Annotated in this window: 17 protein-coding genes; 8 read left to right on the forward strand and 9 right to left on the reverse strand. The window is 69.5% G+C overall.

The window, feature by feature from the left end:
• Positions 1 to 12 precede the first annotated feature (12 nt).
• Positions 13 to 771 carry a co-chaperone DjlA gene (gene djlA, locus P8934_RS00335; protein ID WP_278032411.1) on the forward strand — a complete coding sequence of 253 codons (759 nt, stop codon included), beginning with the start codon at positions 13 to 15 and terminating at the stop codon, positions 769 to 771.
• 124 nt (positions 772 to 895) lie between these two features.
• On the forward strand, positions 896 to 1,525 hold the full coding sequence (locus P8934_RS00340; RefSeq protein ID WP_278032412.1) for a glutathione S-transferase family protein: 630 nt from the start codon (positions 896 to 898) through the stop codon (positions 1,523 to 1,525).
• A 7-nt stretch (positions 1,526 to 1,532) separates the two neighbouring features.
• Here the strand turns inward: P8934_RS00340 and P8934_RS00345 are convergent, their stop codons facing one another.
• Positions 1,533 to 2,204, reverse strand: coding sequence for a hemolysin III family protein (locus P8934_RS00345; RefSeq protein ID WP_278032413.1), 672 nt, complete (start codon positions 2,202 to 2,204; stop codon positions 1,533 to 1,535).
• Between the two features lie 48 nt (positions 2,205 to 2,252).
• Positions 2,253 to 2,888: a GTP cyclohydrolase II gene (ribA, locus tag P8934_RS00350; protein WP_278032414.1), complete on the reverse strand. Its 636-nt coding sequence runs from the start codon at positions 2,886 to 2,888 to the stop codon at positions 2,253 to 2,255.
• 154 nt (positions 2,889 to 3,042) lie between these two features.
• On the opposite strand from ribA, the gene hemE reads away from it, so the two are divergent.
• Both hemE and P8934_RS00360 read left to right on the forward strand, forming a co-directional pair.
• Positions 3,043 to 4,119: a uroporphyrinogen decarboxylase gene (hemE, locus tag P8934_RS00355; RefSeq protein WP_278032415.1), complete on the forward strand. Its 1,077-nt coding sequence runs from the start codon at positions 3,043 to 3,045 to the stop codon at positions 4,117 to 4,119.
• Complete coding sequence (locus tag P8934_RS00360; RefSeq protein ID WP_278032416.1) at positions 4,112 to 4,519, forward strand: VanZ family protein; 408 nt, start codon at positions 4,112 to 4,114, stop codon at positions 4,517 to 4,519. Before hemE ends, P8934_RS00360 begins: the two co-directional genes overlap by 8 nt.
• Here the strand turns inward: P8934_RS00360 and P8934_RS00365 are convergent.
• Positions 4,516 to 5,019 carry a hypothetical protein gene (locus P8934_RS00365; RefSeq protein WP_278032417.1) on the reverse strand — a complete coding sequence of 168 codons (504 nt, stop codon included), beginning with the start codon at positions 5,017 to 5,019 and terminating at the stop codon, positions 4,516 to 4,518. The genes P8934_RS00360 and P8934_RS00365 overlap by 4 nt on opposite strands.
• A gap of 51 nt (positions 5,020 to 5,070) precedes the next feature.
• Here P8934_RS00365 and P8934_RS00370 point away from each other — a divergent pair, with 51 nt between their 5' ends.
• The gene (locus P8934_RS00370) at positions 5,071 to 5,664 is read left to right on the forward strand and encodes a host attachment family protein (protein ID WP_278032418.1); all 594 of its coding nucleotides are present in this window, start codon (positions 5,071 to 5,073) and stop codon (positions 5,662 to 5,664) included.
• Positions 5,665 to 5,717: 53 nt separating this feature from the next.
• Here the strand turns inward: P8934_RS00370 and P8934_RS00375 are convergent, their stop codons facing one another.
• A complete protein-coding gene (locus P8934_RS00375) occupies positions 5,718 to 6,644 on the reverse strand; it encodes a LysR family transcriptional regulator (protein ID WP_106231082.1) in 927 nt (308 codons plus the stop codon).
• Between the two features lie 157 nt (positions 6,645 to 6,801).
• Between P8934_RS00375 and P8934_RS00380 the strand changes: the two genes are divergently transcribed.
• Entirely contained in the window at positions 6,802 to 7,578 is a 777-nt protein-coding gene (locus P8934_RS00380; protein WP_278032419.1) for a ferredoxin--NADP reductase, read from the forward strand.
• A 106-nt stretch (positions 7,579 to 7,684) separates the two neighbouring features.
• On the opposite strand, the gene glnK is transcribed toward P8934_RS00380, so the two are convergent.
• The 3 genes from glnK to P8934_RS00395 form a co-directional block, all read right to left on the reverse strand.
• On the reverse strand, positions 7,685 to 8,023 hold the full coding sequence (gene glnK / locus P8934_RS00385; protein WP_106231080.1) for a P-II family nitrogen regulator: 339 nt from the start codon (positions 8,021 to 8,023) through the stop codon (positions 7,685 to 7,687).
• A 153-nt stretch (positions 8,024 to 8,176) separates the two neighbouring features.
• A complete protein-coding gene (locus P8934_RS00390) occupies positions 8,177 to 9,427 on the reverse strand; it encodes an ammonium transporter (RefSeq protein WP_133636725.1) in 1,251 nt (416 codons plus the stop codon).
• A gap of 40 nt (positions 9,428 to 9,467) precedes the next feature.
• Positions 9,468 to 9,806 carry a P-II family nitrogen regulator gene (locus P8934_RS00395; protein WP_106231078.1) on the reverse strand — a complete coding sequence of 113 codons (339 nt, stop codon included), beginning with the start codon at positions 9,804 to 9,806 and terminating at the stop codon, positions 9,468 to 9,470.
• A gap of 291 nt (positions 9,807 to 10,097) precedes the next feature.
• Here P8934_RS00395 and P8934_RS00400 point away from each other — a divergent pair, with 291 nt between their 5' ends.
• Positions 10,098 to 10,439 carry an accessory factor UbiK family protein gene (locus P8934_RS00400; RefSeq protein WP_133636727.1) on the forward strand — a complete coding sequence of 114 codons (342 nt, stop codon included), beginning with the start codon at positions 10,098 to 10,100 and terminating at the stop codon, positions 10,437 to 10,439.
• A 74-nt stretch (positions 10,440 to 10,513) separates the two neighbouring features.
• Positions 10,514 to 12,016 (forward strand): YifB family Mg chelatase-like AAA ATPase, encoded by a 1,503-nt coding sequence (locus P8934_RS00405; RefSeq protein ID WP_278032420.1) that lies wholly within the window; start codon positions 10,514 to 10,516, stop codon positions 12,014 to 12,016.
• A gap of 12 nt (positions 12,017 to 12,028) precedes the next feature.
• On the opposite strand, the gene P8934_RS00410 is transcribed toward P8934_RS00405, so the two are convergent.
• Both P8934_RS00410 and P8934_RS00415 read right to left on the reverse strand, forming a co-directional pair.
• The gene (locus P8934_RS00410; protein WP_278032421.1) at positions 12,029 to 12,511 is read right to left on the reverse strand and encodes a hypothetical protein; all 483 of its coding nucleotides are present in this window, start codon (positions 12,509 to 12,511) and stop codon (positions 12,029 to 12,031) included.
• A complete protein-coding gene (locus P8934_RS00415; RefSeq protein WP_278032422.1) occupies positions 12,508 to 13,482 on the reverse strand; it encodes an alpha/beta hydrolase in 975 nt (324 codons plus the stop codon). The genes P8934_RS00410 and P8934_RS00415 overlap by 4 nt, the downstream gene beginning before the upstream one ends.
• Between the last annotated feature and the right edge of the window lie 85 nt (positions 13,483 to 13,567).

Genomic DNA, 13,567 nt, shown 5'->3' on the forward strand with positions numbered 1-13,567 from the left:
CACGAGGTTACGATGCTGTTCCTGATACTGATCGGTGCCCTGCTGGGGCTGGCCATCGGCGGCCCCATCGGCCTGCTGGTGGGCGGCGCCCTGGGTTACTGGCTGGGTAGAGGCCTGCGCAAGCGCCTGCTGAACAAGCTGGTCGGCCTCCAGTCCCAGTTCCTGGAATCGACCTTCGCCGTCATGGGGTGCCTGTGCAAGGCCGATGGCCAGGTCTCCGAGGACGAGCTGGAAGCCTCCCGCCAGCTGTGGGATCGGCTGCGGCTCAGCGAGGCCCAGCGCGCCCAGGCCCGCGCCGACTTTACCCGCGGCAAGGGCGACGACTTCGACCTGGACGCCGAGCTCGCCCGGGTTCGCCGCATCGCGGCACACCAGCCCGCGCTGCGCCAGGTCTTCCTGCAGGTGCAGTTGGCCGCGGTCGCCGCCGATGGCCAGCTGCACCCCGCCGAGCACGAGATGCTGATGCGGGTGGTGCGGGGCCTGGGGTGCAGCGAGGCCGAGATCGCCCAGGTCGAGGCCATGCTGCGCGGTGGCCCCCGAGGGGCGGGCGAACAGGGCCCCTCGCTGGAGGATGCCTACCGGGTGCTGGGGGTCGACCAGGACGCCAGCGACGCCGAGATCAAGAAGGCCTACCGTCGCCTGATGAGCGAGAACCACCCCGACAAGCTCGCCGCCAAGGGCCTGCCCGAGAGCATGCGCGAGGTCGCCAAGGAGCGCACCAGCGAGATCGGCAGCGCCTACGAGCGCATCCGCAAGGCGCGCGCTGCCTGACACCGGCCGGGCGGCCGCGCTCGTCTCCCCGCCGTGCTGCCCGCCCGCCTTTCACCGCGCCTCGCCACCGGCCACGCCCTGCGCTAGCGTAGCGGGACCGATGCACTACCCACGGAGTCGCGCGATGATAACCCTGTACAGCTTTCCCGCCTCCCGCTCGCTGCGGGTCGCCTGGACCCTGGAGGAGCTGGGGCTCGACTATGCCTGCCAGCACGTGGACCTGGCGGCCGGCGCGGGCCGGGAAGGCGCCCATCTCGTCCGCCATCCCGATGGCAAGGTGCCGGTGCTGGTGGATGGCGACCTGACGCTGTTCGAGTCGGCGGCGATCTGCCGCTACCTGGCGGAGCGCTATGGCGAGCCAGGTGGCCTGCTGCCGGCCTCCCTCGAGGAGCGCGCCCGGGTCGACCAGTGGCTGTTCTTCACCACGGGCGAGCTGGAGCAGGCGCTCTGGACCCAGGCCAAGCACAAGTTCGCCCTGCCCCGGGAGCGGCGGGTGCCGGCGGTGCTGCCTACCGCGGCCTGGGAGTTCCAGCAGGCACTCGAGGCGCTGGCGCGGCGCTTCGAGGGCGAGGGCTGGCTGGTGGGCGACCACTTCACTCTGGCGGACCTGCTGCTGGGGCATACCCTGAGCTGGGCGGTGCAGTTCAAGACCCGCCTGCCGGTGGCGCTGGAGGCCTACCGCGAGCGCTGCGCTTCCCGCCCGGCCCTGGCCAGGGCGGTGGCGCGTGAACGTGCCGCGGCCGAGCCGGCGTGAGGCGCGCTCAGGCCGTGAAGGGCAGCACCGCGGTGTAGACCGCGAAGTAGTGGCAGGCGCTGCCGCCCATCACGAACAGGTGCCAGATCGCGTGATTGAAGGGGATGGCGCTGATGGCATAGAAGGCCACGCCCAGGGTGTAGGTGACGCCACCGGCGACCAGCAGGGCGAGGCCGGTATCGGAGAGGCGGGCCGCCAGCTCGTCGCCGGCGAAGACGATCAGCCAGCCCATCACCAGGTAGATGGCGACCCGCAGCGCGGCGAAGCGGTGGGGCCAGGCCAGCTTGCAGGCGATGCCGGCCAGGGCCAGGGACCAGACGGTGGCGAACAGCGTCCAGCCCGTGGGGCCGCGCAGGTTGACCAGCAGGAAGGGGGTGTAGGTGCCGGCGATCAGCAGGTAGATCGCGCAGTGGTCGAGCGACTGGAACAGGCCCTTCAGGCGCGGGTGGCGGACCCCATGGTAGAGGGTGGAGGCGGTGTAGAGCAGCACCAGGCTGACGCCGTAGAAGCCGATGCCGACGAGCTTCCAGGGGTCGACCCGGGCGGCCAGGCTGGCCAGCACCAGCAGCACCACGACTCCCACGAGGCTCAGCGCCGCGCCGATGCCATGGCTGATGCTGTGCAGCAGCTCCTCGAGGCCACTGAAGGGCGTCTCGTCGTCGCGGGCGGGGTGGGTCATCGGAGAGCCTCCTGCCGAGGAGCCAGCCCGATGCCGGGACCCGGTGGCTCAGGGCTTGCGTTCGATATCCACGTCGCTGGCCTGGGTGAAGTCGCCCAGCGCCATCATGTGGCCCAGCTTGCCGGCCTTGGTGGTGAGGTATTGCTCGTTGTGCGGATTTAGACCGGTGGTCAGCGGGACGCGTTCCATGACCACCACGCCGGCCTGGGTCAGGGCGTCGACCTTGCGGGGGTTGTTGGTCATCAGGCGCAGCGCCTTGATCCCCAGGTGGTCGAGCATCGGCACGCAGAGGTCGTAGCGGCGCAGGTCGGCGGCGAAGCCCAGCTGCTCGTTGGCTTCCACGGTGTCGGCGCCGGCATCCTGGAGGTGATAGGCGCGGATCTTGTTGAGCAGGCCGATGCCGCGGCCTTCCTGCCGCAGGTAGAGCAGCACGCCACGCCCCTCCTCGGCGATGCGCTTGAGCGCCTCCTGCAGCTGGAAGCCGCAATCGCAGCGCATGGAGAAGAGCGCATCGCCGGTCAGACACTCGGAGTGGACCCGTCCCAGCACCGGTGCGCCATCGGCCACGTCGCCCAGGGTCAGGGCGATATGGTCCTTGCCGGTGGCATCGTCCTCGAAGCCATGCATGGTGAAGGTGGCCCAGGGGGTGGGCAGCCGGGAGGCGGCGATGAATCGAATCGTCACGATGTACCTCGGTGGAAGACCACGGCGTTGCCGACGGGTGGAGGGCCATTCTATCAGGAAGGCCGGGCCGGCTCACCGTTGTGTCACGGGGCTCATCCCCGGGCCGTTCGATGGGGTACAATGACGCCCACATTTTCCGTGGACGAGCGCCCGCATGGAACTCAAGAACGACCGCTTTCTGCGCGCCCTGGCGCGTCAACCCGTCGACCGTACCCCGGTATGGATGATGCGCCAGGCCGGCCGCTACCTGCCGGAGTATCGAGAGGTGCGTGGCCATGCCGGCAGCTTCATGGACCTGTGCCGCAACCAGGAGCTGGCCTGTGAGGTCACCCTGCAGCCGCTGGAGCGCTACCCCCTGGATGCGGCCATCCTCTTTTCGGACATCCTGACCATCCCCGATGCCATGGGGCTGGGGCTCTACTTCGAGACCGGCGAGGGGCCGAAATTCCGCAAGCCGGTGCGCACATCAACCGAGGTGGAGGCCCTGCAGGCGCCGGACGCCGAGCGTGACCTGGACTACGTGATGCGGGCGGTCTCGACCATCCGCCGCGAGCTGAACGGCCGGGTGCCGCTGATCGGCTTCTCCGGCAGCCCCTGGACCCTGGCCACCTACATGGTGGAGGGGGCCTCCAGCAAGGACTTCCGCCACGTCAAGACGATGCTCTACGACGCGCCGGACACCATGCATCGGCTGCTCGATACCCTGGCCCATGCGGTCACCGACTACCTGAACGCCCAGATCCGCGCCGGCGCCCAGGCGGTACAGATCTTCGATACCTGGGGCGGCGCGCTCTCCACGCCGGCCTACCTGGAGTTCTCGCTGCGCTACATGGAGCAGATCGTTGCCGGGCTGATCCGTGAGCACGAGGGACGCCGGGTGCCGGTGATCCTCTTCACCAAGAACGGCGGCCAGTGGCTCGAGGATATCGCGGCGGCTGGCTCCGATGCCGTCGGCCTGGACTGGACCACCGAGCTCTCCGATGCGCGGGCGCGAGTCGGCCATCGCGTCGCCCTGCAGGGCAACCTCGACCCCCACGTGCTGTTTGCCCGCCCCTCGGCGATCCGTGCCGAGGTGGCGCGCACCCTGGACAGCTTCGGCCATGGGCCCGGCCATGTCTTCAACCTGGGGCACGGCATCAATCAGTTCACCGACCCGGACCATGTGACGGCCTTCATGGAGGCCCTCCACGACCTCAGCCCCGCCTACCACCGCAACATCGCCCATGGCTGACTGGCTCTACCGGGTGGCGGCCGGGGAGGACCGGCAGTGGCGCCGCCGCTGGGCGGTGCTGGCCGGCCTGGCAGCCCTGGTGATCGCCTGGGGCAGCCTGACGCCCGGCAGCGAGCTGCCCGAGACGCTGCCCTGGGACAAGGCCAGCCACTTCATCGGCTATGCCGGCCTGGCGGGCCTGGTCGGTCTCGCCGGGGTCCGCCTGTCGCTGGCCTTCCTGGCCGCGCTGCTGCTGGGCATCGTCATCGAGGTTGCCCAGCTCCCCGTGCCCGGCCGCCTCGGTGGCGACTGGGCCGATATCCTGGCCAACGGCCTGGGTGCCGCCTCGGCGGCACTGGGGCTGCATGGTTTCCGTCGGGTCTGCCTGGGTCGTCCGCCCCGCCGCGTGTCGCGCCCCTAGGGGCGCGGCTCGGCGCTGGCGTCGGGCTCTGCCTGGCCGCCGGTCGCAAGGTCCAGGGTCGGTTCGCTGGCGCTGCGCTCAGGGCGGTGGCGCTCGGCGGGGCGCAGCACCCGGGCGCTGCCCAGCACGCTCTCTTCCTCGGGCGCGACGCTGCTCGCCGCGCTGGTCCAGGCGGCTTCGCGGTCATGCACCGCCGGCCGCCGCTCCCAGGAGCGGGTGACCACGGCGCCGGGGGCGAAGCCGGGGCGCTGGGCGCCCAGGTGGTGGGGCAGCAGCCAGAGCTCGGCGAGCAGGCGCAGGGCCACAGCGGCCAGCAGCCAGCCGCCCCCGGCCTGGGCCAGCGCCGGCCAGGCGGAGGCCCAGTCGACGGGGGCGAGCCAGGGCGTGCGTGGGGCCAGCCACAGGGCCGCGCCGGCCAGCAGGCCGAGCTGCAGCAGCAGATGGCAGGTCAGCAGGGTGGTGCGGGCCAGCGGCCGACGGGGAAACAGGAACTGTCGCATCGGGGTCCTCCCGGGGGATGCACATCGTGGTGATGAGTCGGGCCGACGTCCATGCCGGCCAGGGCAGGATGCTACCCCAGATCCCGTCGCCCTGCAGTCCTCGCGTATCGCCATGTTGACCAACAGGGGCGGGCTTGCCAATGTGGAACGAGAGGCGGAAGTGGGGTGTCCCGTCGGGAGGACTTCCGTCAACTCACCCAGCATCAAGGAGCGGCTATGACAACCTATATCGTGGTGGCTGATGCGGCGCGGGCTCGGCTGTTCACCCGCAATGGACTCAAGGTCAGCGAGCAGGACAGCCTCGTCCATGCCGAGGGGCGCATGCACGAGGGGGACCTGGTGACGGACCGCGGTGGCGACGTCCACGAGTCGACCTCGACGACGGCGCGCAGCGCCGGCGGGGAGAATGTCGCGACCCAGCACCACGAGGAGATCTTCGCCCGCGAGGTCGCCGAGCGGCTCTATCGCGCCCGCGTCGACAACACCATGGAGAAGCTGATCCTGGTGGCACCGCCGCGCTTCCTCGGCCAGCTGCGGGACAAGGTCGATGGCCCCACCGCCAAGCTGGTGATCCACACCCTGGCCAAGGACCTCACCAAGGCCTCCCTCGCCGATATCCAGGAGGCGGTCAGCGACCTGCGCTAGCCACGCGCTGGTCCTCTCCCCGCGGCCCGGCCCTTTCGCCGGGCCGCGCTGCGTCAGGGCACCTGGGGCAGGTCGATCTGGTCGCTGCGGCGGATGCCCTCGGTCATCTGCCGGCACAGCTTGAGGAACTCGCGCATGCCGGTGGCCAGGTACTTGTGGCGGTGCCAGATGAAGGTGAACTGGCGGCTCAGGTCCAGCTCCGGGGTGGCGATGGGCACCAGGCTGCCGCGGCGGAAGGCGTCGCGCAGGGCCAGCTTCGAGACGCAGCCGATGCCGAGCCCCGATTCCACCGCCCGCTTGATGCCCTCGGTATGTTCCAGCTCCAGCAGGATGTTGAAGCGCCCGCGCCGGTGACGGGCCGCCTGCTCCAGGGTCAGCCGGGTGCCGGAGCCCTGCTCGCGCATGATCCAGGCCTCGCGCAGCAGGCGGTCCAGCTCCACCGGGCCGGCCGTGGCGAGCGGGTGGCGGGGCGAGCAGAACACCGCCAGCTCGTCCTCCACCCAGGGCTGGGTGATCACGTCCTCCTCCTCGCACTGCCCCTCGATCAGCCCCAGGTCGAGCCCGTGCTGGCGAACGCTGTCGATGATGGTCCGGGTATTGCGCACCGAGAGGCGCACCCGGCTGCCGGGGTGGCGCTGCATGAAGTCGCTGATCAGCAGGGTCGCCAGGTAGTTGCCGATGGTCAGGGTGGCGCCCACGTCCAGGGTGCCGATGCCCTGCTGGCCACGCAGCAGCTCCTCAACCTCCTCGGCCCGGTCGAGCAGGGCCACCGCCTTGGGCAGCAGCTGGAAGCCCAGGGCATTGAGCTTGAGGCGCTTGCCGATGCGGTCGAGCAACCGGCAGTCGAACTGCCGCTCCAGCTCGGCGAGGGCGGTACTGGTCGCCGACTGGGAGAGCGCCAGGGCGCGGGCCGCCCGGGAGACGCTCTCGTGCTGGGCCACGGCGACGAAGACTTCCAGCTGGCGCAGGGTGTAACGCATGACGTTCCTCGGCGGATTTGATACCTAGAACTGATATCCACAGTATAGATAAGTGTTATCCATACAATCCATTTAACAGATATTGCCCCGGCTCTTAGAATTGCAATCAAAGATTGGCTGTCCGGTCTATTCTATTCTGGAATATCAAGGAGTCGGCATGAGCAAGTTTGCGCTTGAGGACGTTCTGAGTGTGCACCACTGGAACGATACCCTGTTCAGTTTCCGGACCACCCGCGAGCGCAGCCTGCGCTTCAAGAACGGCCAGTTCGTGATGATCGGCCTCGAGGTGAACGGCAAGCCGCTGATGCGGGCCTACTCCATCGCCAGCCCCAACTACGAGGACCACCTGGAGTTCTTCAGCATCAAGGTGCCCGACGGCCCCCTGACCTCACGGCTGCAGCACCTCAAGGTCGGGGACCAGATCATGGTCAGCCGCAAGCCCACCGGGACCCTGGTCACCGACGACCTGCTGCCGGGGCGCAACCTCTACCTGCTCTCCACCGGCACCGGCCTGGCCCCGTTCATGAGCCTGATCCAGGACCCGGAGGTCTACGAGCGCTTCGAGAAGGTGGTGCTGGTGCACGGTGTGCGCAACGTCAGCGAGCTGGCCTATGCCGACTTCATCCAGAAGGACCTGCCCGCCCACGAGTACCTGGGCGAGGAGATCAGCGAGAAGCTGGTCTACTACCCCACCGTGACCCGCGAGACCTTCCATACCATGGGGCGCCTCACCGACCATATCCGCAGCGGCAAGCTGGCCGAGGACACCGGCCTGCCGGCCATCGATCCCAAGCAGGATCGCGCCATGATCTGTGGCAGCCCGGCGATGCTCGATGACACCAGCCACCTGCTGGACGAGCTCGGGTTCACCATCTCGCCGCGCATGGGCGAGCCCGGCGACTATGTCATCGAGCGGGCCTTCGTCGAAAAGTAAGCGCCGAGCGGCAAGCAGCAAGTAGAAAGTAAAAAAGAAAACCGCCTCCGTGCTCTGATCACGGAGGCGGTGTCGTATCAGTCTTGCAGCTTGCAGCTTGCAGCTGTCAGACGGCGTCCTTGCCGGTCTCGCCGGTGCGGATGCGGATGACCTGCTCCAGGGCGGTGACGAAGATCTTGCCGTCGCCGATCTTGCCCGTATTAGCGACCTGGGTGATGGCGTCGATCACCTTCTCGGCCATCTCGTCGTCCACGGCCACCTCGAGCTTCACCTTGGGCAGGAAGTCGACCACGTACTCGGCGCCGCGATAGAGCTCGGTGTGGCCCTTCTGGCGCCCGAAGCCCTTGACCTCAGTGACGGTAATGCCCTGGACACCGATCTCGGAGAGCGACTCCCGTACGTCGTCGAGCTTGAACGGCTTGATGATGGCGGTCACCAGTTTCATGGTCTTGATCCTCGTCCTGTCCGTTGGTCGGTGGCGCTGGCCGCCACCCCTGCTGGGTTCATTGTGCCAGAGCATACACCCGGTGCGGGAGGAATAAAAAAGGCCCCCCGAAGGGGGCCCGGTTGAGCGTGCCCGTGCATCCCGGGGCCCGGCTCACTTCTTGGAGGCGCTGAACTCGGGGTAGGCTTCCAGCCCGCATTCGGTCAGGTCGACGCCCTCGTACTCTTCCTCCTCGGTGACCCGGATGCCCATCACGGCCTTGAGGATCAGCCAGACGACCAGGCTGGCCACGAACACCCAGACGAAGATGCCGAGGATGCCGATGATCTGGGGGCCAAAGCCGGCCTCGGCGTTGGTGAAGGGGACCGCCAGCACGCCCCAGATGCCCACCACGCCGTGGGCGGAGATGGCGCCTACCGGGTCATCGAGCTTGAGCTTGTCGAGCACCACGATGGAGGTGACGACCAGCAGGCCACCCACGGCACCGATCAGCACGGCCCCCAGGGCGCTGGGCGACAGCGGGTCGGCGGTGATGGCCACCAGGCCGGCGATGGCACCGTTCAGGGCCATGGTCAGGTCGGCCTTGCGGAACCACAGCTTGGCCAGGACCAGGGCGGCGATCACGCCCCCGGCAGCGGCCGCGTTGGTGTTGACGAACACCTGGGCCACGTTGTTGGCGGAGGCGACGTCGGACATCTTCAGCTCGGAACCGCCGTTGAAGCCAAACCAGCCCATCCACAGGATGAAGGTACCCAGGGTGGCCAGCGGCAGGTTGGCACCGGGAATGGCGTAGATGCTGCCGTCCTTGCCGTACTTGCCCTTGCGCGGACCGAGCACCAGCACGCCGGCCAGGGCCGCGGCGGCACCGGCCAGGTGCACGATGCCGGAACCGGCATAGTCGGAGTAGCCGACCTCGGCCAGCCAGCCGCCACCCCAGGTCCAGTAGCCCGACACCGGGTAGATGAAGCCGGTCATGACTACCGCGAAGGCCAGGAAGGCCCACAGCTTCATGCGCTCGGCCACGGCACCCGAGACGATGGACATGGCGGTGGCCACGAACACCACCTGGAAGAAGAAGTCCGAGCGCATCGAGTAGTAGGGGGCGTCGTCACCGCCGGCCAGTACCGCGTCGACGCCGTTCTCGCTGCCGATCAGTGCGCCCAGGCTCGGCAGGACGCCGCCCGCGCCGCTGGAGTACATCAGGTAGTAGCCCACCAGCAGGTACATGGTGCAGGCGATGGCGAACAGGGCGATGTTCTTGGTCAGGATCTCGGCGGTGTTCTTGGAGCGCACCAGGCCCGCCTCGAGCATCGAGAAGCCGGCCGCCATCCACATCACCAGGACGCCGCAGATCAGGAAGTAGAAGGTATCGAGCGCGTAGCTCAGCTCCGGTAATTCGACCATGAGGGTCTCTCCACGTCAGGAATGGGAAGTGGGGCGTCGGTCAGACGGCATCGGCGCCGCGCTCACCGGTGCGGATGCGGATGACGTCCTCCAGCGGCGTGACGAAGACCTTGCCGTCGCCGATCTTGCCGCTGTTGGCCGCGCTGCAGATGGCATCGAGCACCGTCTCCAGCCGCGAGTCGTCTACCGCGACCTCGACCTTCACCTTGGGCAGGAAGTCGACGACGTACTCTGCACCGCGATAGAGCTCGGTGTGGCCCTTCTGGCGACCGAAGCCCTTGACCTCGGTGACGGTGATGCCCTGGACGCCGTTGTCGGCGAGTGCCTCGCGCACGTCGTCGAGCTTGAATGGCTTGATGATGGCAGTGATCAGCTTCATCCCGGATCTCCCCTGCTGGATGTCGGCGGCGTGATGCCGCGCCATGAGTGGCTGTTCTGCCCAAGCGCAAAGCGTGCCAACTCCCGGAATATGGCTTTGATATCAGCGTGATGAAATGGATGTCGGGGCAGGTGTCCGGCAGGGGGAGGCGCGGTGTCGCCGCGGCTGCCCTGTTGTGGTGCGTTGTCGTGGTGCGCATGCTCCACAAGGGGGCGGCGGTGAAGAATGCGTCGGACGAGGGCCTTGCGTATCCTGTGGGCAGGCATCCCATCACGATTCAGGAGAGACACCATGGTGAGCCATGATCGCATCAGCCGCCTGGCCCAGCAGATCGGCGACCGCCTGCAGGGCGCCTCCCAGGCCCCGGAGGAGGTACAGAAGGGCATCCAGCAGGTGGTGAAGGGCGCCTTCGATCGCCTGGAGCTGGTCTCGCGGGAGGATTTCGACATCCTGATGGACGTCTTGCAGCGCACCCGGGCGCGGGTCGAGGCGCTGGAGACGCAGGTGGCGGCCCTCGAGGCGGCGCTGGACGACAACGCCTCGCGGGAGGCGACGCCGAGCGAGCCGCCCGCCGCGCTGCCGGAGGCACCGAGCCCCGAGGAGGATGCCGGCGCCGGCGAGACCGACCGCTGATCCCCCGGCCGGTGCCGGGCGCATCCCGTCGGGCTGGGCTAGCCTGAGGGCAGACAGGCTGCGAGGGATCGCGCATGACGCTGGCAATCATCCACACCCGGGCCGGCCTCGGCCTCGAGGCGCCCGAGGTGCTTGTCGAGGTGCACCTGGCCAATGGACTGCCCGGCATGACCCTGGTGGGCCTGCCGGAGGCCGCCGTCAAGGAGAGCCGCGAGCGGGTGCGCAGTGCCCTGGTGAACGCCGGCTTCGACTTCCCGTTGCGGCGCATCACTCTCAACCTGGCGCCCGCCGACCTGCCCAAGGAGGGGGGCCGCTTCGACCTGCCCATCGCCCTGGGCCTGCTGGTGGCCTCCGGCCAGGTGCCGGCCGAGGCCCTGGCGGGCGTCGAGTGCGCGGGCGAGCTGGCCCTGGATGGCCGCCTGCGCCCGGTGTCCGGCGTCCTGCCGCTGGCCATGGCGACACACCGCGCTGGCCGGCGCCTGATCGTGCCGCGGGCCAACGCCGACGAGGCGGCCCTGGCCGGCGACCTCGAGGTACTGCCGGCGGATCACCTGCTGGAGGTGGTGGCCCACCTGCTGGGCCAGTCGCCCATCTCGCCCCACCGCGCCCCGACTGCCGTGCTGGCCCCCGAGGCGGGCCCTGACCTGGCGGAGGTGCGTGGCCAGCACCAGGCCCGTCGCGCCCTGGAAGTGGCCGCCGCCGGCGGGCATAACCTGCTGTTCGCCGGCCCGCCCGGGACCGGCAAGACCATGCTGGCCAGCCGCCTTCCGGGGATCCTGCCGCCGCTCTCCGAGGAGGAGGCCCTCGAGGTGGCGGCCATCCGCTCGGTCAGCGGGCTGTCGCATGCCGAGCAGTGGGGCGTGCGTCCCTTCCGTGCCCCGCACCATACCGCCAGTGCCGTGGCCCTGGTGGGCGGCGGCTCCCGGCCGCGGCCCGGCGAGATCTCCCTGGCCCACCGCGGGGTGCTGTTCCTCGACGAGCTGCCGGAGTTCTCGCGACACGTGCTGGAGGTGATGCGCGAGCCCATGGAGTCGGGGCAGATCCATATCGCCCGGGCCAGCCACGAGCGGCGCTACCCGGCGGGGTTCCAGCTGGTGGCGGCCATGAACCCCTGTCCCTGCGGGCATCTGGGCGACCCGCGCCAGGCCTGCCATTGCACGGCGGCCCAGATCCAGCGCTACCAGGCGCGCCTCTCGGGACCGTTGCTCGACCGCATCGACCTGCAGGTGGAGGTGCCGGCGCTGGCGCCGGAGCAACTCACTTCCCGTGAACCGGGGGAGTCCTCGGCGGTGGTGCGCGAGCGGGTGCTGGCGGCTCGGGCTCGCCAGTCGTCCCGCGGTGCGCTGAACGCGCGGCTGTCCGGGCGGGCCCTGGAGGAGGCTTGCGCCCTGCAGGCGGCCGATCGTGCCTGGCTGGCCAGCGTGCTGGAGCGTCTCAAGCTCTCGGCCCGGGCCTACCACCGGGTCCTGCGGGTGGCCCTGACCCTCGCCGACCTGGCCGGTGAATCGCGTCCCGGGCGTGACCAGCTGATCGAGGCGATCGGCTACCGACAGCTCGATCGCCTGCTCAAGGGCTGATGGCCTGCCCGCTCAGAGGGCGGTGGCGTCCAGGGCCCCGCTGATCTCGTTGCGCCACTCCGGTGCGTCACTCCCTGCGCGCCGCAGCTCCAGGCTCAGGCGATAGGGCAGCAGCTCGCGGTCCGAGAGCTGCAGCCGGGGGCCGTCGGCCTCGAGTCGGCTGTCCAGGCGCCACTGGTTGCCGCCGCCCCCCTCGGCCATGGCGTCCCGCCATTCCAGTACCTGGGGGCCGTCGCTGACCGCCAGCAGGGCGCGGGTCAGGCTCTCGAGCACGCGCTCGTCGCCGAGCCCCAGCCGCGGGTCGACCTCCGGCCTGGCCAGCAGCAGCACCTGGTCGACCGCCGGACTGGGCAGGGGCGGCGTCGCCGTGAGCCGCTCGGCGGCGCGCTCGCCCAGCCCGAACAGGGCCTGGCGCAGCGTGGTCGGCTGCTCCGGCGCAGCGGCACAGCCGGCGAGCAGCAGGGTCGCCAGCAGCAGTGACAGGTGGGGTTTCATGGTGAGGTCGCCTCCCGGGGCGGGGTATCGGCCGGTTCCAGTCCGGCAATGAAGCGGTCGAGGACCGTGAACAGCTCACGACGAATCGGCTCGGCCTCGTTGACCAGGTGGTGACGGGCCTCGGGGTGGCGATGGATCTCGGCGCCGGGGAACTTGCGCGCCAGCACCTCGAGGTTCCACTCCCAGTCCACCGTCAGGTCCTGCTCGCCCTGCAGGATCAGGGTGGGAACCGGGCTCGGCGGCAGCGCCAGCAACTGCGGCATCCAGCGACGCATGGCCCCCACCCAGTCCATCGCCAGGCGGTCGGCCTGGAGGGGGTCGCCCTCGCGCAGGAAGTCGGCGAAGTCGGCATCCGTGGAGTTGGCGCGGAACTTGCGCGGGATCGACTCCACGAAGGGGCCCACCAGGCGGTGCAGCCAGCTCGACTGATTCCACCCCCAGGGGCGCACCAGCGGGGCCAGCAATGCCAGGCCCGACCAGGCGCCGTCGTCACCGCGGGTCAGGGCGTCGGTGGCGAGAATCGCCGCCCCGGTACTCTGGCCGACGCCCAGCCAGGGCCGCGGGGCCAGCCCCTCCTCCTGGAGATGTTGCTGCAGGTGGTGCAGGCAGCTGCCATAGTCATTGAAGTCGTCGATGGAGGCACGGCGGCCGCTGGAGAGTCCATGGCCGGGCAGGTCCCAGAGCACGACCCGCCAGCCCCGCGCGAGCAGGCACTCCAGCAGGTGGCGGTAGAGACCGAGGTGGTCGAAGTAGCCATGGACCACGAAGGCCGTGCCGATGGGCGCCGCGGGACTCCAGACCTGGGTCCAGAGGCGGAAGTCACCGGCCTCCAGGTACCCCACGTAGAGTCCCACGTGTTCGGCCAGCAGGGGAGCCAGGCCGTAGTGGCCCAGGTAGCGCTCGAGGTCCTGGCCGGACAGGTCTGCCGGGGCCAGGGGCCCCAGGGCCTGCAGGGGGGTGAAATCGCTCATCGGTTCCTCCGCAATGCCCGTTCATGCTAGCGCCAAGCCGCCGGCCCGGCCAGCAATGCCTCGGCGGCCGGCCCCGGCCTCATCA

Origin of the sequence: Halomonas sp. CKK8 (assembly GCF_029625235.1) — a bacterium.
In the GTDB taxonomy this organism is placed as follows: Bacteria; Pseudomonadota; Gammaproteobacteria; order Pseudomonadales; family Halomonadaceae; genus Halomonas; species Halomonas ventosae.